This window comes from Heyndrickxia acidiproducens DSM 23148 (genome assembly GCF_000374345.1).
Taxonomy (GTDB): domain Bacteria; phylum Bacillota; class Bacilli; order Bacillales; family Bacillaceae_C; genus Weizmannia; species Weizmannia acidiproducens.
In genome coordinates this window covers 1-25,100 of sequence record NZ_KB893994.1, presented here as the reverse complement: position 1 = coordinate 25,100, position 25,100 = coordinate 1, and the positions used below count along the sequence as shown (strand labels likewise).

The following is a 25,100-nucleotide window of genomic DNA, read 5'->3' as shown; positions in this document are numbered from 1 at the left end:
CTTTCTGTAAATCTTAAAAAAAGGGATGTTAAAGATGAGCAATGGGGAAAATAAAACGAAAACAGAGGTTATCCTGATTGGTGCCGGTATCATGAGTGCGACATTGGGGACAATCCTGAAAGAATTAGCGCCCGACTGGAAGCTTACAGTCTTTGAGAAACTTGACCAGGCAGGCAAGGAAAGCTCTAATGAATGGAATAATGCGGGAACAGGGCACTCTGCATTATGTGAGCTTAATTATACTGTTGAGAAACCGGATGGATCTTTAGATATTAGTAAAGCAATTAAAGTTAATGAACAGTTTCAAGTATCAAGGCAGTTTTGGTCTTACCTTGTCAAACATGAGCTGATCCGTAACCCGCATGACTTTATCAGGCCATTGCCACATATGAGTTTAGTGCAAGGAGAGCAAAATGTGGCTTTTTTAAAGAAAAGATTTAAAGCGCTGTCAAATTATCCGCTGTTTAAAGGAATGGAATTTTCCGATGACCCTCAAAAGCTGAAAAAATGGATTCCGCTCATCATGGAAGGCCGTACATCGAAAGAACCCATGGCGGCAACAAAAAATGATGCTGGAACGGATGTCAACTTTGGCGCTTTGACCCGGATGTTATTTGCGCACTTAAAGAATAAAAACGTGGAGATCAACTATAGACATAAAGTTGAAGATATTAAACGAACAAAAGACGGTTTGTGGGAAGTAAAAGTGTATAGTGATAGCGGGAAACTTGAGTACCGGACTGCGAAATTTGTCTTTATCGGTGCCGGTGGCGGAAGCCTGCCTTTACTGCAAAAAACCGGTATTCCTGAAAGTAAGCATATTGGGGGATTCCCTGTAAGCGGATTATTCCTGGTATGCAACAATCCGGAAGTAATCGCAAAGCACCATGCAAAAGTGTACGGCAAAGCTGCAGTCGGTGCACCTCCAATGTCTGTTCCGCATCTTGATACACGCTATATCGACAACAAAAAGTCATTACTGTTTGGACCGTTTGCCGGCTTCTCACCTAAGTTTCTGAAAACGGGTTCAAACTTGGATTTATTGGGTTCCGTAAAACCGAATAATGTCTTTACCATGTTAGCGGCAGGTGCAAAAAATGCACCATTGACAAAATACTTAATTCAACAAGTTTTATTATCGAAAGAAAAACGTATCGAAGCGTTACGGGCGTTTGTCCCAAGCGCCAGAAGCGAAGACTGGGATATAGTGGTAGCAGGGCAGCGTGTACAAGTAATTAAAGATACGGCAGCCAGAGGCAAGGGAACACTCCAATTCGGCACGGAAGTTGTAAGTGCCGCAGATGGATCAATCGCTGCATTGCTCGGCGCTTCCCCGGGTGCATCTACCGCTGTTCATGTAATGCTTGAAGTCATTAAAAAATGCTTCCCGCAGTATATAAAAACATGGGAACCGAAAATCAAAGAAATGGTTCCTTCCTATGGCGTGCCATTAGGAGAAAATCCGGAGCTATTCGATAACATTTTTACTTCAACGGCACATACGCTTGGACTAAGCGAAAAATTGCCGGTTTATCATTAACTTCTTGGATCATCAAGGCCGGATAGTTGAATTAAACTGGAAGCTGTCTTTATATTCATCATTAGTAAAATAGCCGGGGTCCTGCTTTTTTAAAGCAGAACCCCGGCTTTGATATTAATCAAACGTTTGATTAACATGGACAATTAAGCCAGCCGCATCTTAAAATCCTCATAACCAAATTCCCGGATAACCTGGCAGTCGCCATTTTGATCCTGGACGGCTATAGCCGGGAGCGGCATGCCATTAAATGTCGTATTTTTAACCATCGTATAGATGGCCATATCACCGAAAACCAGACGGTCGCCGCATTTTAAAGGCTCATCGAAAGAATAATCCCCGATTACATCACCCGCAAGGCAGGTCTGGCCGCCGAGCCGGTACGTAAATGGTTTCTCTCCTGCTTTGCCCGATCCGAGCAGAGGCGGGCGGTAAGGCATTTCCAGCACGTCCGGCATATGGCAGGATGCGGATGTGTCAAGAATGGCAATCCCCATACCGTTTTGAAGCGTATCAAGTACCGTCGTAACCAGAAAGCCTGCATTCAGCGCAACAGCTTCTCCCGGTTCGAGATAAACTTCCAAACCGTATTTCTCCTGCATGCTGCGGATACATTTTTCCAGCAGCGGAATGTCATAGTCTTCCCTTGTGATATGGTGGCCGCCGCCAAAATTAATCCATTCCATTTGCGGAAGCCATGGGCCGAATTTTTCTTCTACGGCTTTTAAAGTTGTTTCCAAATCATCTGCGTTTTGCTGGCAAAGGGTATGGAAATGCAACCCGGTAACTCCTTCAAGCGATTCAGGGCGGAAATGTTCTAATGTCGCGCCAAAGCGGGAACCTGGCGAACAAGGGTCATAGATGGCATGACCAGCCTGCGTGGAACACTCGGGATTGATGCGCAAGCCGGCTTTTTTACCGGCTTTGAGCACCTTGTCTTTAAATTTCTCAAGTTGTGAAAACGAATTAAAAATGATATGGTCACAAATCGAGATGATCTCGTCAATTTCATCTTCACGATAGGCTGCGGAAAAGACATGGTTTTCTTTTCCCATTTCTTCGTAACCAAGCCGCGCCTCGTATAAGCCGCTTGCCGTCGTTCCACTTATATACTTTCCAATGAGCGGATACATCGTATACATTGAAAAGGCTTTTTGCGCCAGCACAATTTTACAACCTGTACGCTCCATCACGCCGTTCAAGATTTTTAAATTTTTTTCTAAAAGGCCTTCATTGACAACATAACATGGGGTAGGCACTTCTTCAAATTTCATCTTTATTCTACTAGCTCCGGTTCAAAGCTTTCTTTCCATGGCAGACCCCATTTATTGAGTGCTTCCATGAACGGGTCCGGATCAAACTCTTCAATATTGAATACGCCTTTTTGGTCCCATGTTCCTGTCATTAACATCATGGCGCCGATCATGGCAGGAACGCCGGTCGTATAGGAGACCGCCTGCGAGCCAACTTCCTTGTAGCATGCTTCATGATCACAAACATTGTACAGGTAATACGTTTTGTCTTTGCCGTCCTTTTTGCCGCGGAAAATACAGCCGATGTTCGTCTTGCCTTTTGTACGCGGCCCGAGTGAAGACGGATCCGGCAGCACCGCTTTTAAGAACTGCAGCGGCACGATTTGTTTGCCTTCGAATTCAATGGGTTCAATTGAAGTCATGCCGACATTTTCGAGGCACTTCAGGTGGGTCAGATAGCTCTGGCCAAATGTCATGAAGAAACGGATCCGTTTAATGCCCGGCATATTTAAAGCGAGTGATTCGATTTCCTCGTGATGCAGCAAATACATATCTTTCTCGCCAATTTCAGGGAAATTATAAACGCGTTTGATTTCCATTGGTTCTGTCTCCACCCAATGGCCGTTTTCCCAATAGCTGCCCTTTGCAGAAACTTCACGAATATTGATTTCAGGATTAAAATTCGTCGCAAACGGATAGCCATGATCACCGGCATTACAGTCAAGAATATCAATGTATTCAATTTCATCAAAATGGTGCTTCAGGGCGTATGCAGCAAAAACACTCGTGACACCGGGATCAAAACCGCTGCCTAAAAGGGCTGTAATGCCGGCTTCTTTGAAACGGTCACGGTATGCCCATTGCCATTTGTATTCAAACTTTGCCGTATCTTCCGGTTCATAGTTTGCCGTATCCAAATAATTGGTTTTGGTTGCCAGGCAGGCATCCATGATCGTTAAATCCTGATAAGGCAGCGCCAGGTTCATGACAATGTCCGGTTTGACTGCTTCAATTAAAGCGATTAATTCATCGACGTTATTTGCATCCACTTGTGCCGTCGTAATTTTCGTTTTGCCGCCATCCAGTTTGGCTTTTAAGGCATCACATTTCGATTTTGTCCGGCTTGCAATGCAAATCTCTTCAAATACTTCGCTGTTCTGGCAGCATTTATGGATGGCTACGGATGCTACGCCGCCGCAGCCGATAATTAGTGCTTTTCCCATTCATTAATCTCCTAACTTCATAGATTTTTACAACCAAGGCCGGCATGTTAGCCAGGCAGTGATGTGAACAAAAATAAATGGTTGCTATTTTCAAAAAAGAAAAAAAGCAAGTGTAATATGCATCATCATTGCACACAACACTTGCCTCGATAAAGTTCTCCTATTAAAAAAGCATCAATACAGCCCGCTAAAAAGCAGCCATATGGATACTTCTGCTAAAAGTCCGAAGACATAATGGCAGAAAGCTCTTTAATATTCAAAATCTATCATTACAGGATCAGAGTCTATATAGCAAATAATTACTTTTTCCACTCTTATTGACCGTTTCACAAGTTGATGTGCGGATGCACCGGTTGTAAAGTAACCAACTTATAAAATTTGAGCTTTTAACTCAATCAATAAGGCAACTAAAGTTGCCAATCGGCATTTGACCCGGCTGTCCGTATGGCCTTAACTTCCTTGGTCAAAATTATCTGCTTGGAAAGACTCGAAGTTTTGAATATCCGCCTTCCAAATTTCGCTTCTTTATCTTATCAGTATCAGCGGAAAATAGCAAGGCAAAAATTAAAAAGCAGCAACGCCAGGATGTTTACATAGTGACTATACCGATGATTGAACGGAGCAGCCAGCTTCATAAGAAACCACACTCCATAAGCCCGGGCAGCCTTCTTTCTTCTCTTATTCGGATTCTGCCCATACCGAAACGCTGCCCCCTGTAACCGGAAATACGCCATATCCGTCTTTTCCGATTGTAATCTGTTCTTTTCTTGAGCGGGTGATATCATGCCAGGTTTGCCCGGCGCGTTCTTTTCCGATTAGCATGCGCTTTTCACCGTCTTCCCCGTTTGAAATGACGACTGCGCAGCCGGAGTGCGCAATTTCCGGAACACCGCGGCGTACCCAGCCGATGGTGTTGGGATGGTCAAAATAGTCGTCCTGTTCACCGTAAGCTTTTTCCTGGCGCGCATACAGCAAAGGTGTAAGGGCGTCTTTTTTGCCTGTTATCGGATGATCGCCGCCAATGCCGAAAAAGTCCCCGTAAAATACACAGGGGTAGCCGTCTTTACGAAGCAGGATTAAAGCATAAGCACTTGGTTTAAACCAGTCTTCCACCCAGGATTCAAGTGATTCATCCGGCTGCGAATCATGGTTATCAACAAATGTGACGGCATTGAGCGGGTGGGTTTTGACTAAGGTATTGTCGAAAATGGTGGTTAGGTCAAAATTTCTCCCCTTAATGGAAGCTTCATGCAGTTTATAATGCAAGGCGACGTCAAATAAATCAATTTTAAATTCGACATGGTCCAGGTACTTTTGGCAAGCTGCGAGCTGAGGATTCCAGAATTCGCCCACGAAGTAGAAGTTCTCGCCGCGGTGTGCCATCAGTTCGGTGGCAAATTCTTTAATAAAATCGTGGTTGATATGTTTAATGGCATCGAGGCGGTAGCCGTCACAGCCAGTTGTATCGGCAAGCCACTTTCCCCAGGAAACCATTTCTTTTTTTACGTCCGGATGATTATAGTCAATGTCTGCATACATTAAATAGTCAAAGTTTCCAAACTCGTTATCTACGTTCTCATTCCAATGTTTATTTTCCCCGACAATGCGGAATATCCCTTTGCGGTCGTTTTTTTGGTCATAGTCCGTACCGCTGAAATGGCTGTAATTCCATTTAAAATCCGAGTACTTGCCATGGCGGTTTTCATAGTTGAATTTTGTCCAGCCTTCAATTTCAAAAGGCTCCGATATTTCTTTATTTCTGTCCATCGGATCCACTTCGACAACTTGAAACGTTTCTGTCTCGTCAGCCCCTGCCAAATGATTCATGACGACATCGATATAAACAGATATTTCGTTTTCGTGGCATACTTGAATGGCATCAAGCAGTTCCTCCTTTGACCCGTATTTTGTCTTGATTGTGCCTTTTTGATCAAACTCACCCAAATCATAATGGTCGTATACCCCATATCCGTTGTCCTGCGCAGACTGCCCCTTTGTAACCGGCGGAAGCCAGACAGAATCAAGCCCATTTGCTTTTAGCTGCGGCGCCAGTTCTTTCAGCCGTTTCCAATGGTTGCCGTCAGCCGGTGTATGCCATTCAAAAAACTGCATAATAGTGTGATTCCGTTCCAAGAGAATTCTCCTTCCAAAAAAAGAAGTCATGAATCATAATGGTACAAGTATAGAAGTTTATGGTGAAATTTTCAATAAATTGGAATTTTTTGCGTGTAAAAAAGGCAGGTAAAAACAAAACGATGTGCCTGCCTTAGAAAACAAGCAAATACGCTGAGACACAGAAATGATATTCCCTGTTTTCCCGGCCCGAAAACGCTAAAAACAGCCGGCTGCAAAAATCCAGCTGGCTGCTTTGGCAGGCCTCCAATGTATTTTTGGTTTGTACTCAGTGAGGCTCAAGATTTAAAACAAACGTCCTTACCGCATAAGGAGGCGATCTCCCCCGGAGTGGTGACGGCCATTGTCGTGCTTCCGCTGCCCGTACCTGCTATCACGACAGTGCCTGGCTGTTATGCTTTCCGGCCGGGCAAACGATGTAAGAAAAAACGCTTAAGCATTTTTCGTGAATGGCGGTAAAGGACTTTGATACACTAAACAAAAGAAGACCAAATGGGAGGAATCTATAAATGGCAGTGGAACAGCTTCACACAGTGGAAGAATTGAATCAGTTTATTGATCAGGGCGGCAAACGGCTCCTCTTCAAGCATAGTTCAAGATGCCCGATCAGTGCAAAAGCGCATGAGGAATTTCTGGCCTATGTCAAGGAAACCAATATACCGGCAGCAGAGATTCTGGTGATTGAAGACCGCCCTGTTTCAAACCAGGCGGCAGAAGTATTCGGCATCCGCCATGAATCTCCGCAAATTTTTCTTTTGGAGAATGGAAAAGTGCAATGGAACGAAGACCACGCGGCGATTACCAAAGCAGCCATCGAGAAAGCCGTACAATCCTAAAGGCTCAATGAATTGAATTCGAAAAATCCTTTTTGGGTTTACATTTTTCAGGAGTTTGATTAATATAAGAAACAGAACATACCCGATCGGGAGAGGTTCATAGCTTAAACCCTCTATAAAAAACTATGGATAAATGACGAACTATGCCATATCCATAATGGATGTGGTTTTTTTCATCTTATTCGTAAACAGGGTTGCATGGTCTCTCTTGGAAAAAATGGCGGGGCACATTTTTTACAGGAGGTTTTTTTATGTCTGGAAGAAAGCAAGAAGAAGGATTAAAGGATTTAACGCTGTTGGGAAATCAAAAAACAAAGTATCCGGCAGATTATGATCCGGCTGTCCTGGAAGCTGTTGATAATCTGCATGCAGGCCGGGATTATTTTGTAAAATTTAACTGCCCGGAATTTACAAGCTTATGCCCGCTTACCGGCCAGCCGGATTTTGCAACGATGTATATTTCGTATATACCGGATATAAAAATTGTCGAAAGCAAATCTTTGAAACTCTATCTTTTCAGTTTCCGGAACCATGGCGACTTTCATGAAGACTGTGTCAATATCATTATGGATGACCTGATTCAACTGCTTGATCCCCGTTATATTGAAGTATGGGGAAAGTTCACTCCGCGCGGCGGGATTTCCATTGATCCGTGGTGCAATTACGGGAAGCCGGATACGAAATATGAAGATATGGCGAATTTCCGCCTGATGAACCACGATCTTTATCCTGAAAAAGTCGATAACCGCTGAGGAGGATGAACATGAACGCTTATTTAAATGGCATTTTTGTCGGCTTGCTGATTTTGTCCAATATCGTTTCTGTCAAATTATTTCATATTGGGGATGCAATAATACTGCCGGCTGCCGCAATTATCTATATTTTTACTTATCCGCTTATTGATGTGACGGTTGAGGTGTACGGCAAAAAGGCTGGTCGGGCGACCGTACAAGCCGGCTTTATTACACAGATTATGGCCATGGTCTTTATTATAATTACGATTAACATCCCTGCTGCACCTGCCTTTCAAAACCAGTCCGCATTTGAAACGATATTAAGCGGCAGCTTTCGCGTCATTTTGGCAAGCCTGGTGTCTTATATCATCAGCCAAAATCTCGATGTCTTGGTATTTAACCGGTTAAAAACGCTGCACGGGCGTAAAAAATTATGGCTGCGCAATAACGCTTCGACAATGCTGAGCCAGCTGATTGATACGACTATTTTTATCCTCATTGCTTATTACGGGACGGTGCCGGTTCAGGTGCTTGGCACATTAATCCTGACGCAATATATCTTTAAATTTGCTGCTTCGGTCGTTATGACGCCTGTTGTCTATTTGCTTGTCGGCTTGATCAGGAAAAATGAACAGACCGGAAAATCACAGAAAGAACAAACATTTGCATAATGTTCGTCTAAAATGAACCACTTCCATTCTAATCCCGGGGTGGTTCATTTTGTATTAAAAAGTGCGAGCGTTTTCTTTTTTATTTTCATAGAATTAGGGTAAAATAGATTTACAGTGTTTATCCCGTGTTAACGGGAAGTAAGGCGCTTACTTTGAAAGGTGGGCATCGGCGGGGGGTGAGAGGAAAGCCCTGCTGATAGAAGTTTCACATGATCTTAAATTCAAAAACGGAAAGGAGCCTTCCATCATGAGCATGGTATTAAATGACATTAAACATGCAGTTGACCAGCAGTATAAACTCTATATCGGCGGCAAATGGGTTGAAGGAACCAGCGGCAGAAAATTGGAAAGCTATAATCCGGCTAATGGCGAAAAACTCGCGGAATTCGTGGATGCAAGCCATGCGGATGTGGATGCGGCCGTTGAAGCGGCAAAAGAAGCTTTTCAATCTTGGAAAAAGGTAAGCGTACAGGAAAAAAGCCAAATGCTTCTTAAAATAGCTGATTTGATTGATGAAAATCAGGAACATCTGGCATTGGTTGAAACATTGGATAATGGCAAGCCTTTAAGGGAAACAAGCGGAATCGATGTCCCGGCAAGTGCTGACCATTTCCGCTATTTTGCCGGCGTGATTCGTGCAGAAGAAGGGACAGCAAAGGCACTGGACGATGAGACGCTGACGATTAATTTGAAAGAACCGATCGGTGTCGTCGGGCAGATTATTCCTTGGAATTTTCCGTTATTGATGGGGGCCTGGAAAATAGCGCCGGCGATTGCAGCCGGGAACACGGTAGTGATCCACCCGTCCTCTTCTACATCACTCAGCTTATTGGAACTGGCAAAACTGCTCGATCAAGTACTACCGGCCGGGGTTGTGAATGTGATTACAGGCAGAGGCTCTGATTCGGGTGATTATATGTTGAAACATCCGGGTTTCAGCAAATTGGCATTTACCGGTTCTACTGAAATCGGGTACAATGTGGCAAGAGCAGCAGCAGATCAATTGATACCGGCAACATTGGAGTTAGGGGGCAAGTCGGCTAATATCTTTTTTGACGATGCCCCATGGGAACAGGCCATTGAAGGCGCCCAGCTCGGAATCTTATTTAACCAGGGCCAGGTTTGCTGCGCGGGATCCCGTTTATTTGTGCAGGAAGGGATCTATGATAAATTTGTGAGTGAATTAAAAACGGCATTTGAAAAGGTGAAAGTCGGCCTGCCATGGGAAGACGGTGTGCAAATGGGGGCCCAGGTCAACAAACGCCAGCTTGAAAAAATACTGGAATATGTTGAAATTGGCCAAAAAGAAGGTGCTAAACTGGTTACCGGCGGCCGCCAATTGACGGAAAACGGTTTAGATAAAGGCGTATTCATGGCACCGACGCTTTTAGCGGATGCGACCAATGATATGCGGATTGCAAAGGAAGAAATATTTGGCCCTGTCGCAACGGTGATTAAGTTCAAAACGGAAGAAGAGGTGATCCGTTTAGCGAATGATTCTGAATACGGCCTTGGCGGTGCAGTCTGGACGACTAACTTTAACCGTGCGATGCGGGTTGCACGCGGTGTCGAAACCGGACGGATGTGGATCAATACGTACAATCAATTGCCTGCAGGTGCCCCGTTCGGCGGTTATAAGAAATCCGGTATCGGCCGTGAAACCTATAAGAGCATTTTGGATGCCTATACGCAAACGAAAAATATATTTGTAAACCTCAAAGAATCACCTTATGGCTTATATTGAGGACAGGAAAAAAACTGCGCTCCCGGTTTGGGGGCGCAGTTTTTTTTGGATCTTTTTGGATCAAATGCCTGCTTTGCCGGCAATCAGTGCTTTATTATTTATGTAATCGCTTTAAATATGTGTACTAATATTTATTTCATATTAAGTAATACAGTATTGGATATCAATCATTTATTTTTTTCTTTTCTTATGCAAAACCCTTGTAATCACAATACAAGTAGGTGTAGGATAAAAATGTGAAATTTTTGTGTCTGTCTTTATTTTTTAATACAGATGAAAACATAAATATAACAGATGATGAATCTGTCAAACTTTTGCCCGCTGTGTTGTAATGAAATGGTTTTTTCAATAGGGTTTATTTTGCGGGCCGGGGGAAACGATAAAGTAAAGAAAGGGATGAAGGGTGGAAAAATACGACGTTTCGTGAACTGGGGATTTTGATTTTTTTCGAGTCTTTCTTAAGGGAAATTTTATAAAACAATTGTGATAGAAGGAGATAAACCAATGGCAAAAACAATTGCTGATTTACTCATTGATTCATTATTAAATGCTGGTGTGAAAAGAATTTACGGGATTGTAGGAGATTCATTAAATGCTGTGCTCGATTCAATCAGGCGCTCCGGGAGAATTGAATGGGTCGGCGTAAGGCATGAAGAAGTTGCTGCATTTGCCGCAGGCGCCGACGCAACTTTAAACGACAGCATCGCGGTTTGCGCAGGCAGCAGCGGCCCGGGAAACCTGCATTTGATTAATGGTTTGTACGATTGCAATCGTTCGCGTGTGCCGGTGCTCGCGATTGCAGCCCACATTCCAAGCAGTGAAATTGGAAGCGAATATTTCCAACAAACACGGCCTGAACTGATTTTTAAGGATTGTGCCCACTTTGTGGAGACAGTTCAGCGCCCGGAACAAATGCCTTTAATGGTGAACATGGCCATGCAGCAGGCTGTTGCAAAACAAGGGGTATCGGTATTGGTACTGCCTGGTGATGTTGCCGGCCTTGATGACAATGTTGCGGTGCCGAATGTATCCGTCCATGTCGCAAAACCGGTTGTACAGCCATCACCGGAAGATTTGACAACACTTGCAGCCTATTTGAACGAAGCCAAAAAAGTGACGCTGCTTTGTGGTGCAGGCTGCGCGGGTGCACATGACCAGTTGATGGAACTATGCGAAAAAATAAAATCCCCGATGGTTGTGGCATTGCGCGGAAAAGAACATTTGGAATATGATAATCCTTACTATGCCGGATTAACAGGCTTAATCGGTTATTCTTCCGGTTATGATGCAATGATGGATTGCGATACGCTTTTGATGCTTGGAACGGACTTCCCGTACCGCCAATTCTATCCGAAGAATGCCAAAATTTTGCAGGTTGACATCCGTTCAGAACATCTGGGACGCCGTACCCCGCTTACTTTCGGGCTTGTCGGCGATGTAAAAAATACAGTTGAAGCCCTGCTGCCGATGCTAAAAGAACAAGACAACAGCAAGCACTTGGAAAAACATGTGAAGGCATACCAAAAAGTCAGAGCAGGCTTGGATGATCTTGCAGTTGGGAAACCGGGACGCAAACCGATTCACCCGCAATATTTGACAAAAGTTGCAAGCGACCTCGCGGATGAAGATGCCGTCTTTACATGTGATGTTGGCACCCCGACTTTATGGGCAGCACGTTACTTGAAAATGAACGGAAAACGCCGCCTGCTTGGTTCGTTTAACCACGGCACGATGGCAAACGCTCTTCCGCAGGCGATCGGTGCCGCGGTTGCACAGCCGGGAAGGCAGGTCGTAGCGCTTTGCGGTGATGGCGGTCTTTCGATGTTAATGGGTGATCTGTTAACTGTCCGCCAGCATAAAATGCCGGTCAAAGTCGTAGTATTTAACAATAGTGCGTTAAGCTTTGTGGAAATTGAAATGAAGGCAGCCGGCTATCCGGAGACGGGAACTGGCCTTGAAAGCCCGAATTATGCCGCGATCGCCCAGGCGATGGATATGCAAGGGATCCGTGTAGAAGACCCGGCTGATCTTGAAGACGCCATGAGGCAAGCTTTCGAACATGACGGCCCTTCGATCATTGATGTTGCCGTCAATCGCCAGGAATTATCCCTGCCGCCAAAAATTACTTACGAACAAGCACATGGTTTCACACTTTGGATGCTCAAAGCCGTACTAAACGGGCGTGCAAGCGAATTGGTCGATTTGGCAAAAACAAACTTGATCAGATAAAGCAATATGCCTGAAGAAAGGCCTGGTTTCTGTTATCGAAACCAGGCCTTATTTCTATGAAAGGTTATCCTCTTCTTTTAATGAAATCACTTCTTTGTCTTCTATAGACACATCTTTTTCCACATACGGTTTATTTGCATAATAGTACATCCAGCCCATCATAAATCCGCCGCCGACGAGATTGCCCAGTGTGACCGGGATGAGGTTATGAACCACACCCCGAATGCTGGTGGATACCGGGTGTTCCAGGACAAGGGATATGGCAAATGTGCACATATTGGCAATGCTGTGCTCATAGCCCGAAATAAAGAAACAGAACACGAACAGCATCATTGTGAACAGCTTCGGGCCGTCACCCTTTAATGTCATGGGAATAAAAAATGCCAAACAGACGAGCCAGTTGCAAAGGATACCTCTGAAAAACAATGGCATGGTGGGGACATGTACTTTATTATCTGCCACGCTCAATAAAAATCCGTTCACATTCGGATCATTAAACAGCTGTGTAAAATGAATGAAGAGGGCAAAAACAATTGCCCCCAAAATATTGCCAATATAACAATAGATCCATAACCGGATTACAACTCCCCAGCTCATTTTTTTACGCAGGGCGGCGAAAGTGTAATAAAATGTATCTCCCGTAAACAAGTCGCCGCCCCCGTATGCGATTAAAATAATGGCTGTGCCAAAGGTCAATGCCGCAAGAGGATAGGCAAAGGGGGAATGTTCAAGATAAAAAAAGTTACCTGTTTTAAAGGCGACGATGACGCCAAATCCGATAAACATGCTCGCCAGCATCGCCCTTGCGATATAAATCAACGTACTTTTTTGATAAATATCCTGTTTTTTTAGCGCCAGTTTTTCAACTTCTATTAATGCTTTATACTCCACCGGCCATCACCACCTAGTGATAACGTGCCCTAAGAACAACACATGTATGCAGCCTGAAAGCCTGTACTGCAAGCGAAAGAAAGCCCCCTTAAGCTGGTTTTTGAGTCCAACTAAGGGGGCTTTCTTCCGGCTTTTAAAATAGCAGCCGTTTTTTCTCTTATTCATTTGCTAATTTAAAGACATTCAGCAATTTAAAGAACAGGCTGAGGATGATGGCGACAACGGTTGCCAGTCCCATTCCGCTTAGTGAGGCGGTACCAATGTTGATGGTTGCGCCGCTTAAGCCGACTGCCAAAACGACACAAGTTAAAATCAAATTTTGTGAACGGCCATAATCAACTTTTGCTTCAACAAGCATTCTCAAACCGCTGGCGGCAATCACTCCGAACAGCAGTAAGGAGATGCCGCCCATGACCGGCTGCGGAATAGATGAAATGAGCGCCGCCAATTTCCCGCAGAAGGAAAGAATGATGGCGATAACAGCCGCCCCGCCGATCACCCATGTTGAGTAGACACGCGTAATGGCCAGCACTCCGATGTTTTCACCGTAAGTTGTATTCGGGGTAGCCCCAACAAAACTTGAAAGTATCGTGGAGATCCCGTTTCCCATTAATGATTTGTCCAGGCCCGGTTCTTTTGTTAAATCTTTATTCACGATATTGCCGGTCACGATTAAGTGCCCGATATGTTCCGGAATGATTACAAGTGCTGCCGGAAGAATAATCAGAATGTCTGACAGGTTAAATTGAATTTGATAATAAGTTGGCAGGGAAATCCAGGCTGCTTTCTGGACACCTGAAAGATCAACGATGCCAAACGCAAGTGAAATCAAGTAACCGCATATAATTCCGATTAAAATGGGAATGATTTTTAAAAATCCGCGCAATGTTACCCAGCAGATAACCGTGATGCCAAGCGTTAATAAGGACACGGTAATGGTTTGCGGGTCAGGGCTCCAGTTTTTCACCGCTGGATTTGAATTGACCAGCCCGGCCATTTGTGCTGCTGTCGGAACAAGTTGCAGGCCGATGACCGCGACGATTGCACCCATTGCAGCAGGCGGAAAGACAACATCAATCCACGTAGTGCCGGCGGCTTTAATAATCAGCGATACCAGTACAAGAATAATCCCGACGGCTAAAAATCCACCCAAGGCATAACCATAGCCCTGTCCGCCGGCATACTTGGCCATAACCGCAAAAACAGGCGAAATAAATGCAAAACTGGAACCGAGGTACGCGGGTATTTTCCCTTTGGTGATAAAAATGTAAAGCAGTGTGCCGATTCCGTTCATTAATAAGATGGTTGCCGGGTCCACTTTAAACAGGACCGGAACGAGAACGGTTGACCCGAACATTGCAAATAAGTGCTGGAAGCTTAACGGCAAACTTTTGAGCAGCGGCAGTTTCTGATCAATCCGGATTTCTTGCTGTTCCATCGTGTTCTCCCCTTTATGTTGTGAGTAGGCAGATGCCTCTGGTTTGGTTTTGCGCCTTTTTTATCGGCTCCTGAAAAATAAAAGCACCCTGCCTGGTAATGCGGGCAAGGTGCATGGGTATCGCGTATTTATCCGAAACCTTGCCAGCCTCACAGGACTGTTTTTAAAGGCAAATACATACAATTGTCGTTGCTATTATGGCAGTTCCTGTCCCGTTTGTCAAACATTTTTTTGTCGTGTTTTTTGTGAAAAAGCCCCATTGCCGGCAGTTTCACTTTTCAATTGCTTGACTTCACACGAAAAATAGCTAGAATAATTAGAGTGCCGAATATTTAGCTAGTGAAAATAACTACCTCTCTCTCTCGTTACAATTAGCGGGAGTTTTCTTCTCATTAATACACACCATTGGCTTTAAAAATCCGGATTGGGCCGTTGACCGCTAGAAGCTCTGAAGGGTAATGAAGCTTTTTCTTTGCGTGCCTGAAAAGCATAGACTGCTTCTCCAAAGCTCAAACTAAGTTCTAAAAAATGATTTTAAAAAATTTGAATGGGGGATTGCGTATGGATTGCGTCAACACAAATACAGTTAACCGTTCCATAAAGATTGTGCCGTTTTTTGCCGTGGTTATGGCCGGGGCTGTCGTTGCTTTTTTAAATCAAACTTTAATTAATGTGGCATTGCCGCAAATTATGAATCACTTGCATATCACGGCTTCAACTGCGAACTGGCTGTCGACGATTTACATGCTGACAAATGGAATTGTGATCCCGGTTACGGCCTATTTAATGAGCCGTTTTACAACAAGGCAATTATTTCTTTCTGCAATGGGATTGTTTTCTGCCGGGACATTGATTTGTGCAATTGCACCGGGGTTTTCGGTTCTCCTGATTGGACGTGTGGTGCAGGCTGCCGGAGCAGGAATTATTTTTCCGCTTTTGACGAATGTAATTTTTGTACTTTTCCCGCCAAATCGCCGCGGTTTTGCCATGGGGATTTTTGGTGTAGCGATGAACTTTGCGCCGGCAATCGGCCCGACACTTTCAGGCTGGATAGTGCAGAATCACTCGTGGCGGACATTGTTTTTCATTATTCTGCCGATTGCCATCATGGATCTTATTTTTGCTTCCTTTATTGTGAAAAATGTTACGGAAACAAGCCGTCCTAAATTGGATAAACTCGGTGTTATCCTATCATCATTAGGTTTTGGCGGTATTTTATACGGATTTTCTACAGGCGGGGCAAAAGGATGGGACAGTACTGAAGTATTGCTGACACTGGCTGTTGGCATTATTTCACTTGGATTATTTGTATGGCGCCAATTTACTGTTGATCATCCGATTCTGGAGTTTCGGATTTTCCGCTACCCTGTATTTTCTTTGACGATGGTCATTAACATTGTCGTAACGATGGCGCTCTTTTCAGGCATGATTTTAATGCCGATTTATATGCAAAATGTGCGTGGGTTTACACCGTTTATGTCAGGCTTGATGCTGCTTCCAGGCGGGATTGTCATGGGAATTATGTCGCCGATAACAGGCCGCCTGTTTGACCGCTATGGGGCAAAATGGCTGGCAATTAGCGGCCTGGCAATTATGATTGTCACGACTTATGCCCTCACAAGATTGAAATTGGACACGACATTTACGTATGTGGTGACGGTTTATACGATCCGCAGCTTCGGGATGTCAATATTATTGATGCCGATCTTTACAGCGGGTTTGAATGATCTGCCGCTTGCCCTGAATAAATTCGGCACGGCGATGGTAAATACATTCAGGATGGTCGCAGGAGCGGTCGGGACAGCCTTTTTTGTATCCATTATGACCAATAAAGGGCTGATCCATACGAAAGCGATTATGGCCGCCGAGCATATCACGCCGTCTGACAAAATGCATGCTTTACTGGCAGCGAGAGAGGGTGCGGTAATGGGCATTAATGATGCCTTTATGGTCGCCACCTATCTCTCTGTGCTTGGGTTTATCCTCGCATTTTTCATTAGAAAAACTGCACCGGGAGACAAGCTGCGTGAAAAAACTGTACAGCCTGCTAAAGCAAGGGCGGCAACAAATTCATAAGGATAAAAAAGGCTAATCCGCCATATGCGCAGGATTAGCCTTTTTTTTCATCCACTTTTTCGTTGGTCTTTAAGCTTTTTGTTCAAAACGTTTTGCAATCTCAACGATCACCTGCACGGCTTTTTCCATGGTTTCAACCGAGACATATTCATATTTGCCGTGCATGTTTTCCCCGCCGGCAAAAATATTCGGGGTAGGCAGGCCCATATAGGATAACTGGGAGCCGTCCGTGCCGCCGCGGACAGGGGAGATTTCCGGCTCAATATCAAGGCTCTTCATGGCTTCGTATGCGATATCGACAATTTCTTTGACCGGTTCAATTTTCTCTTTCATGTTATAGTACTGGTCTTTGAGTTCCAGTGAAATGTTCTCCTGCCCGTATTTTTCCTTCATACTGTTAACGATAGACTGGAGGTTTGATTTTTTCGCTTCAAATTTGGTGCGGTCATGGTCACGGATAATGTAAGAGAGCTTGGTCTGTTCTACATCACCATGGATGGATAAAAGGTGATAGAAGCCTTCGTATCCTTCTGTCAGTTCCGGCACCTCATCTTCAGGAAGCAGGCTATGTAATTCCATGGCGATTTTTGCGGAATTAACCATTTTTCCTTTGGCGCTTCCCGGGTGGATGTTATTTCCGCGGACAATAATTTTTGCCGAAGCGGCATTAAAGGTTTCGTATTCCAATTCTCCCAGTGGGCCGCCGTCCATGGTATAAGCAAAATCCGCCGCAAAAGCGTCAACATTAAATTTATGCGGGCCCCTGCCGATTTCTTCATCCGGCGTGAAGGCTACCCTGATCTTGCCATGCTTGATTTCGGGATGGTGAAGCAAATAATCCATGGCTGTCATGATTTCGGCTACTCCGGCCTTATCATCTGCCCCGAGGAGCGTTGTACCGTCCGTTGTAATCAGTGTTTGGCCGAGATAATGTTTTAAATTTGGATACTCGTCAGGAGACAAGATCACACGCAGATTTTCATTTAAGACAATCGGTTTGCCGTCGTAATTTTCGACAATTTTCGGGTTAATCTTTTTTCCCGTAAAGTCAGTCGCCGTATCAACATGAGCCAGGAAGCCGATTGTCGGGACTTTTTTGTCGGTATTTGCCGGCAAGGTTGCAAAAACATACCCGTTTTCATCAATGGTTACTTCATCCATGCCAATTGCTTTTAATTCATCCACCAGCATATTCAATAATGTTAATTGGCCTGGGGTGGAAGGGCAGGTTTCACGATCTTCATTGGATTGTGTATCGACTTTTACATAGGATGTAAATCTGTTGATCAGATCTTGTTTCACTTTTTTCACTCCTTCTTAAAACGTATGTGTATATTTTACCAAAAAGGGATGCATGACACAGGATTTAGAGCCTGTTTCGTGATATTTTTTGTAAAAGAGCGTACATGCCTGGAGGAGGAGAGCCATGGTTTAGCTTTCCCGCAATCATGGATAAAAATCGTACACTAAGGAGAGATGCGCTTTACTAAAAAAGTAATTCAGCCGGAAAAGGCGCTGACATCATTATTAATATAACCGAAAAAAGCCAACGGGCCGTAAATGCCGCTGCCCATTGGCCGGAACTTCTTTGATCCTTTATTTATAAAGTAAAATTTCTCCAACCCTCCCATCCTTGCTGTCTGCTTTCAGCTTCACTTTTAATCCGAGTTTCGGCACTTTACGGCCGACATCAGGATTTTCCGGATTGCTGTAGTCTTTTGCGTCATCAAACAGCAAACTTTTTTTCCTATGGTTGTCAATCAAGTAAGAGGATGCTCTATCGCCAATTCTCACAACTTTTCCTTTGTCAAGGCTGAATGCCGCATCATGCATTTGGTAGCTGTTCGAAGCCAGGCATCTGCTGGCGCCGCAAGTTTCTCCTGTGCGGTCATGCCAAATATTGTTGTGCTGGTCGGCATCCACAATGCCCAGAAATCCTTCACCAGGGTGGTAGCCCGGACCTGTCCAGTTGTTATCATAGGATTCATCCACATACCAGACGAGCAGTCCCGGATCATAGGAAAGCATTGTACCGCGCCGGTTGACATGGGCAAGCCCGGCATCTGTCCCGTTTTGCGTTCTCCATTCAAGCAAATAGTACTGTGCCGTTTTCTTTGTTCCATCGGATAATGAAAAACCGTCAAAATCGAAAGCTGGATCCCCTTCCGCATTATCAGATAAAAGGAGATTGTGATCGCCGCTTACTTTGATATCATCCGCGAAGAATCCGGCTTGTGCTACTCCCGGGTCAGTATCATAGTTGAAGCTTAGTGTAATTTTTTGACCTGCATAGCGGGATAGATCGAAGCTTGCGTCCACCCATCCGTTCGATTCACCGGTGATGCCATTCCCGGGATTTGCTTCATTCGGGTTGCTGGTTGTTGTGATATTTCCCGGAATGGATTTCCCGTTGACTTTTATCGAGGCATAATCATAGTCCTGCTCGATTGAATACCAGGCTTTAAACGTTAATTGGGCGGAAGATACAGCTGAAAGATCAATTGTTTTTGTCATGGCGGTACTTAAATCGTTGCCACTGCCGCTGAAATATTCATGATTGCCGCTTGCCGGCTTGTTGATTTCTGTCACTTTGTCCGGCAGTTTGACTTTAACCGCGTCATTGTTGGTCCCTTTGGAACTGGCTTCGTCCAGCAGGTATGTTTTTCCTGTGGAAGTAATCTCGTTGAAATCGACTTCTGTGCCGGTTTGCCAATTTGGCGTGAAACCGTCCGTCGTCATGGAAGCCTGCAGGTACGCTTTATCGTACGGGCTGAAACCGGATGGCTCTGTTCCCGGAATGGCGCCGGCCCAACTGCCGCTTGACATGATTGACCAAAAGCTGATCGGTTCACCTGACCCGCTGTACAGCGTATCATACTCATCCGGAAGGCCAAGATCATGGCCGAATTCATGTGCAAATACGCCGGCTGCGCCATCTTCCGGTTCGATTGTATAATCGAAGCCTGCCAGGTTTCCGCCCCAATAAGGAACATCAGTTTTTGTATTTGGAATATTGTATGGGCTTGCCAGCGACCAGCTGTGTGACCATATGGCATTTTCACCGAGGCTGCCGCCGCCCGCTTCTTCACCGACGCCGGAATGGATAACCATCAGATGGTCGATAATCCCGTCCGGTTCACGTTTATTGTTGTCGCCATCAAGATCATACGTATCTTCCTGGTCATATTTGCTTAAGTCTACTGAAGAATCCTGGGCGGCCTTGGCAAGCGCCTCTTTGACTAAATCTCTTGGGTTGGCGTCATTTCCGTCTGTGGCAGAATGGGCGCCGTAATAGGCAGCAGGGTGGCTTGCCGTATACCAGCCGGCAACCGTCCCGTCAATGGTATAACTGCCGCCGGACTGCTGTTCATAATATTGTTTCATGGAAAGCTTTGTTTTGCCATCAGGCCCGGTGTAACCATTGTCTCCGAAAATCATATCCTGATAATGCTGGTGTGAATAGGCGTCACTTCCGCTGTAGTACATATCCGTGTCATCTTTGGAAATTTTCCCATGCGGCAAATCGGGAAAATCAATCAATAGTACGAGCACATCATCTTTGCGTGTGCCGCCTGTCCATTTTTCAGGCTGGAACGCAGCTACTTTATTCGATTTCGAATGATATTTTGACGCCTTCATTCCTTTTTTCTTCACTTTGTCCTTTATTTTTTCTTTCAGTGCCTCGCTCTTTTTGGCCATGGTTCCATTTGTCTGATTTTTTACAGCTTCATTTCTCTTTGCCAATTTTTCCAAATATTGTTGCAGGATTTTTTCTTGCTCATCCGCGGTGGCATTTTTGGGAATCGTTCCTTTTTCCTTTAGCATTTTGATTAGGCGTTCATCATTTGCAATCGCTAAATCCACCGGTGCACCCGGGTTTGCTGAATCGGTTTGCACTGTTTTTTCTTTTGCCTGGTCCGCTTTGCCTGCAGCGGGTGAATAGGAGGTCCCCAATACCAGGCCCGCTGTCAAAAATAGTATACTTACAATCTTTCCCCAGCTTCTCACCATATGTCCTCCTCATCTCAACTTTTATGTGTAAAAGCCAATTATTTGGCCGGTATTTGGTAATGATTCTCCACGCGTGCTTATAATCCTTTTAAAAATTTACAATAATTCAAATTGAGACTTTTGGAGTAAGCTTCCCCTCCTGCTTATGAACTACTTTGGAAATCGATTTTTTGCCGGGACTGGCGTTCATTTCGCGTATGAACAGCATTTGGGATAAAACTTTTGCTTAAGCCCGCGTTCGCTTCCACGTATGAACTGCACTTTTGCAATTCTTGACCGGGATTGCGTTTAACCCGCATATCAATAGTTTTTCATGTGGGGAAGGGGTTGGGGATTGATATTTAGGGGGGGAATAAAAAAGGAAGGTGCCGCTTTAGGACACCTCCCTGTCTTTCACAATGTATTTGGCTCAGCGCTAACGCGTACCAGTTCTTTTTTAAACCATGGCTTAGACAGCCAGCGCCGTGTCGCAAATACACCACGGAACCACTCATCAAGCCCTTGGGCAATCCAAATCCCCAGCAAACCAAGGTGGAAATGGATGCCGAATGTATAACTTAAGCTGACCGCAATCAGCCACATTGAAAAAATACCGATGTAAACCGGAAACCTTACATCTCCGGCCGATTTTAAAGAACTCATCAGGACAATATTCATGGCCCTTCCCGGTTCAGTAAAAACAATTGCCCATAAAATTGGCAGGCTGACGGCCAGAATACCGGGATTTTCCGTAAAGACATGGATAACCGGCGACCCGATCAAGGCAATGGCCAGTGATGTGATAAATGAAGCAGCCATCGCCAGTTTTAAGGTTTTAACGCCGCGGTGGAGTGCACGGTCATATTGCTTGGCACCGATATACCGTGCAATCAAAAGCTGTGTGCCGGAAGCAATGGCCAGTGTAAACAAATAACAAATCATAGAAATATTGGTGACATAAACCCGCGCTGCCAGCGATGAGGCACCAAGCGTTGCGATAAACCCGGTAATGATCAGCTGCGAAAACTGATAGGAAAAGTTTTCGCCCGCTGAAGGGATCCCGATTTCAAGAAGCCCGCGGATATCTTCTTTATTTATTCTTACAGTATCTTTAAATGTCAGTTTCAAAGCCAGTCTCCGATAAACAAAATGAAGCAGGGCCAGCACTGCGAAAAGGCGTGCAACCACAATTGCCCAGGATACACCGGCGACACCGGTAACTGGTAAACCGAAAATCCCGGTAATCGCGAGGATATTTCCGCCAATGCTGATCATGTCCATTAGAACGGTCACAAACATGGATTCCTTTGTGTATCCGTGGCTGCGCAAAACGGCACTCAGGGCCAGAGATAGGGATTCCAAAAATAGTGAAGCCCCGCAGATCTTTACAAATAACAGCCCGTATGCTTGCGTTTTTCCGTGAATATCAAAAAAACCCAGTAAATTTTCCCCAAAAACAAAAACGATCAAGCCAATAAAAATACCAAACCAAAAATTCAGCCCGAATGCTGAACGCGCCACCCGCCGTGCTTCCTTAATCCGGCCTGCACCGAGTTTTTGCCCGATCAGGATGACAGCACCGACAGAGGTCACATTAAAAACCAGAATAAACATCGTTAACAACTGGTTGGCGACCCCGACTCCTGCAGCGGCATCATCAGAATAATGGCTGAGCATCAAGGTTGCGATAATTCCGATTCCCATATGCAAAGACAATTCAATAAAAAGCGGCCAGGAAATATTGAGCAGGGTTTGATCTTGAAAATGGTTGCGCTGTTCGTTCAATTTTTAATCCCCTTTTATATAAAATATGATGAAATGCCGTAAGATACAGCAGGATGCATTGGCTGTTTCCCTCCAAATACTATGACTCATTTTAACCATTATTCGTACCCTGTCAATGACTTGATTCAATATTCTATTGAAATGTTTGTAGAAAATTATTCCAGCCCATTTATGGAGAAAAAATAAGCTATTTTGACAAGTTATAAACGATGTTTCAATCAAAGGAAAAGCTATCATTTCTTGTATGCGAAAGTCTGTAAACAAAATTGTTTACAAGTTTACAAGTTGCAAACCAATGTTTACAAAACTGTTTGCATGTTTGCGTATTTGCAAACAAATGTAAACAAATTTGTTTACATGTTTACAAACACGTAAACATATTGATATCACAACGATTCTCTAATGTTTACAAAAATGTTTACATGTTTACAAATCTATTAAAAAGTTTCCGACTATTGATTAATTTTACCAGCTCTTATATGCTTAACATATGAAAGAACAAGGGAGGAAAAAATATGAGTAAGACTCGGATTGCGGCAATTGATGTTGGCAATGATTCTTTAAAATCCATTTTCGGAAAATTTGATTACGAACTAAATATTCCCAATGTAATTGCGAGAGACATAGAAGACCGGCCGGTGATCGGGATTGAGGAATTGAATTCGAAAAACCCGCTTGAAGGGATCCATATAAAAGTCCACTCCCCTGCCCTGAAAGAAAATAACGTCATTTACCGTGTCGGGGAGCTGGCGACAAAAAGCGATAATGCAACAGAACTGGATCCGGGCAGCAGCAAGTCAGAAGAAGACCAGACGCTTGTCATGCTGTTTACAAGTTTGGCGCTGGATGCGGTCCGGGAAGAAAACGCAAAAGTTTTTACCCGAAATCAAAACGTTATTGACGCTAACTATACACTGGGGACCGGCCTCCCGCTCCGTGAAGTCAAAGAGGGGAAAGACGCGGGCTACAGATCTCAATTGCTCGGATCCGTCCACCAGGTGGAATTTTTGGTCACGCCGCGATACCAGGGGATGAAAGTAAATATAAAATTTGATGAGGTCAAAGTCTACCCGGAAGGTTTTGCGGCATTTATTAACCTTGTCATGGATAACGACCTCAATGTCATAAACAAAGAGCTGATTGACAAACGTATCTTAATCCAGGATATTGGGGGATTGTCAACGGATATTGCGGTCATTAAAAATAGGACAGTGGATGATGACAGGGCGCAAGGATTTAACCTCGGCGTATCGGAAGCACTTGAACAGATCCGCGAAGAAATTCGTACCAAATACGGGGTTGAGCTGGACAGCCGCCGCGATGTGGTCGATATTATTACGAAAAAACACGACCGCAATCATATTATGGTAAAAGGCAGCCGGACAAGCGTACATGAAATTACCGACCGCATTCTTTTTGATCTGGCAAAAAAACAATACCGCCTGCTGCGCAATGTATGGCAAAAGAATTCCCAGACTGAGATTTGCTATTTTGTCGGCGGGGGCTCCATTGTCCTAAAAGATTACTTGAAAACATTAAATAACAGCCTTGACGGTTATAACATCGACTTTTTTGAAGATGAAAAAGAAAGCATTTGGATGATGGCCAATGCTTATTATAAACTAGTCTCAGATTTTGTAAGAAGAAACAACAAACCGGAAGACAAAGGAAAGAAAGTTGTTGAAACCAAGTAAGGTGAAAAGAGATGGAGATAAAAAGAGGCCAGACAATTGCATTCCGGATTCCCTCTGATACACCAGACCATATTTTAAAAGAGATTCAGAAGTTAAAGGAGAAGGAAAAAAGAAATTTTTCAAGTAAAATCGCTGAATATGTCATCCAGGGCATCAATCAGACCCTTTTAAAAGATAAAGAAACGATCACAATTCCATTACCCCAAAAGCTGAATAAAGCGCAGTATGACTGGATGAAGCATGAACATTCAGAAGCGATGCTCGGGAGTATTGTTTATCAGTTGATCAGTGATCCGATGCGGGCAACAGCGTTATTTGCCGCATTAACGAGCCGGTCTACCGATATTGATGAGGCGCTCTATTTGCAGGAAGAGAACCCGGCAGAAGAAAGTAATCCGGTTTCGGATCAGCCCGTACAACCCCAAATCGAAGAACAAATGCCGGCAGAAGCAGCAGATGAAGATGATCTGGACCGGCTGGACTGGCACATCGCCACGCAAGAACAATCCGCGGCGGAAGAACCGGACAAGGAAGAAAAGCCGGAAGATTTGCTTGGCGACTTTTTAGCTGCCATGAATAAGTGAGTCAACTACCCACCTCTTATCGGCCTTACGGTCTGATTGAAGTGGGGGCTTGAAAAAAGCCCTAGTTGTCTACTCTAAGTCCATGTGGGCTACGTTATCTTTCATGTAGACACCCATGAATGATTCCCAAGTTCATGGCTCTGTCGTGGCTCTCTAAACAGTTCTGAGGGGAAGGAACAGTGAACCACGTTGCGAAGGTTAGATAACATTGAGGATGGGAAACCACTCCAATAAAGGAGGGACACTTCATGTTAGTGTTCGTACAAAGCAAGCATGGTGAAG

At 44.5% G+C, this 25,100-nt stretch carries 17 protein-coding genes and 1 riboswitch; of the genes, 9 read left to right on the top strand and 8 right to left on the bottom strand.

The features are described 5' to 3' along the window. Positions 1 to 34: 34 nt before the first annotated feature. The gene (locus C232_RS0108745) at positions 35 to 1,540 is read left to right on the top strand and encodes a malate:quinone oxidoreductase (RefSeq protein ID WP_018663428.1); all 1,506 of its coding nucleotides are present in this window, start codon (positions 35 to 37) and stop codon (positions 1,538 to 1,540) included. Positions 1,541 to 1,683: 143 nt separating this feature from the next. Here the strand turns inward: C232_RS0108745 and nspC are convergent, their stop codons facing one another. The 3 genes from nspC to C232_RS0108730 form a co-directional block, all read right to left on the bottom strand. Continuing rightward, a complete protein-coding gene (nspC, locus tag C232_RS0108740; RefSeq protein WP_018663426.1) occupies positions 1,684 to 2,811 on the bottom strand; it encodes a carboxynorspermidine decarboxylase in 1,128 nt (375 codons plus the stop codon). A 2-nt stretch (positions 2,812 to 2,813) separates the two neighbouring features. Then, the gene (locus C232_RS0108735; protein WP_018663424.1) at positions 2,814 to 4,013 is read right to left on the bottom strand and encodes a saccharopine dehydrogenase family protein; all 1,200 of its coding nucleotides are present in this window, start codon (positions 4,011 to 4,013) and stop codon (positions 2,814 to 2,816) included. A 678-nt stretch (positions 4,014 to 4,691) separates the two neighbouring features. Next, the gene (locus C232_RS0108730; RefSeq protein WP_018663422.1) at positions 4,692 to 6,146 is read right to left on the bottom strand and encodes an alpha-amylase; all 1,455 of its coding nucleotides are present in this window, start codon (positions 6,144 to 6,146) and stop codon (positions 4,692 to 4,694) included. Between the two features lie 509 nt (positions 6,147 to 6,655). Here C232_RS0108730 and ytxJ point away from each other — a divergent pair. The 5 genes from ytxJ to poxB all read left to right on the top strand — a co-directional run bounded on the left by ytxJ (position 6,656) and on the right by poxB (position 12,360). Further along, positions 6,656 to 6,982 (top strand): bacillithiol system redox-active protein YtxJ, encoded by a 327-nt coding sequence (gene ytxJ / locus C232_RS0108725; protein WP_018663420.1) that lies wholly within the window; start codon positions 6,656 to 6,658, stop codon positions 6,980 to 6,982. A gap of 86 nt (positions 6,983 to 7,068) precedes the next feature. Next, positions 7,069 to 7,115: riboswitch (PreQ1 riboswitch) on the top strand. A 118-nt stretch (positions 7,116 to 7,233) separates the two neighbouring features. Continuing rightward, positions 7,234 to 7,734, top strand: coding sequence for a preQ(1) synthase (gene queF, locus C232_RS0108720; protein WP_018663417.1), 501 nt, complete (start codon positions 7,234 to 7,236; stop codon positions 7,732 to 7,734). Positions 7,735 to 7,745: 11 nt separating this feature from the next. Next, the gene (locus tag C232_RS0108715) at positions 7,746 to 8,387 is read left to right on the top strand and encodes a queuosine precursor transporter (RefSeq protein ID WP_018663415.1); all 642 of its coding nucleotides are present in this window, start codon (positions 7,746 to 7,748) and stop codon (positions 8,385 to 8,387) included. Between the two features lie 247 nt (positions 8,388 to 8,634). After that, positions 8,635 to 10,131: an aldehyde dehydrogenase family protein gene (locus C232_RS0108710; protein ID WP_018663413.1), complete on the top strand. Its 1,497-nt coding sequence runs from the start codon at positions 8,635 to 8,637 to the stop codon at positions 10,129 to 10,131. A 504-nt stretch (positions 10,132 to 10,635) separates the two neighbouring features. After that, the gene (gene poxB / locus C232_RS0108700) at positions 10,636 to 12,360 is read left to right on the top strand and encodes a ubiquinone-dependent pyruvate dehydrogenase (protein ID WP_018663409.1); all 1,725 of its coding nucleotides are present in this window, start codon (positions 10,636 to 10,638) and stop codon (positions 12,358 to 12,360) included. Positions 12,361 to 12,414: 54 nt separating this feature from the next. Here poxB and C232_RS0108695 read toward each other — a convergent pair whose 3' ends face one another. Beyond that, positions 12,415 to 13,251 carry a formate/nitrite transporter family protein gene (locus tag C232_RS0108695; RefSeq protein ID WP_018663406.1) on the bottom strand — a complete coding sequence of 279 codons (837 nt, stop codon included), beginning with the start codon at positions 13,249 to 13,251 and terminating at the stop codon, positions 12,415 to 12,417. Positions 13,252 to 13,408: 157 nt separating this feature from the next. Beyond that, positions 13,409 to 14,689, bottom strand: coding sequence for a uracil permease (gene uraA / locus C232_RS0108690; protein WP_018663404.1), 1,281 nt, complete (start codon positions 14,687 to 14,689; stop codon positions 13,409 to 13,411). A 561-nt stretch (positions 14,690 to 15,250) separates the two neighbouring features. On the opposite strand from uraA, the gene C232_RS0108680 reads away from it, so the two are divergent. Continuing rightward, positions 15,251 to 16,765: a DHA2 family efflux MFS transporter permease subunit gene (locus C232_RS0108680; RefSeq protein WP_018663401.1), complete on the top strand. Its 1,515-nt coding sequence runs from the start codon at positions 15,251 to 15,253 to the stop codon at positions 16,763 to 16,765. A 69-nt stretch (positions 16,766 to 16,834) separates the two neighbouring features. Here the strand turns inward: C232_RS0108680 and pepT are convergent, their stop codons facing one another. From pepT to C232_RS0108660, 3 genes are all read right to left on the bottom strand, one after another. Then, positions 16,835 to 18,067, bottom strand: a complete 1,233-nt coding sequence (gene pepT, locus C232_RS0108675; protein ID WP_018663398.1) for a peptidase T — start codon at positions 18,065 to 18,067, stop codon at positions 16,835 to 16,837. Positions 18,068 to 18,361: 294 nt separating this feature from the next. Next, positions 18,362 to 20,776, bottom strand: a complete 2,415-nt coding sequence (locus C232_RS0108665) for an immune inhibitor A domain-containing protein (protein WP_040400034.1) — start codon at positions 20,774 to 20,776, stop codon at positions 18,362 to 18,364. Between the two features lie 393 nt (positions 20,777 to 21,169). After that, positions 21,170 to 22,540: an MATE family efflux transporter gene (locus C232_RS0108660; RefSeq protein ID WP_018663389.1), complete on the bottom strand. Its 1,371-nt coding sequence runs from the start codon at positions 22,538 to 22,540 to the stop codon at positions 21,170 to 21,172. Between the two features lie 515 nt (positions 22,541 to 23,055). Here C232_RS0108660 and C232_RS0108655 point away from each other — a divergent pair. Then, a complete protein-coding gene (locus tag C232_RS0108655) occupies positions 23,056 to 24,234 on the top strand; it encodes a ParM/StbA family protein (RefSeq protein ID WP_018663387.1) in 1,179 nt (392 codons plus the stop codon). A gap of 11 nt (positions 24,235 to 24,245) precedes the next feature. Next, the gene (locus C232_RS0108650; RefSeq protein WP_018663385.1) at positions 24,246 to 24,818 is read left to right on the top strand and encodes a hypothetical protein; all 573 of its coding nucleotides are present in this window, start codon (positions 24,246 to 24,248) and stop codon (positions 24,816 to 24,818) included. Positions 24,819 to 25,100 lie beyond the last annotated feature (282 nt).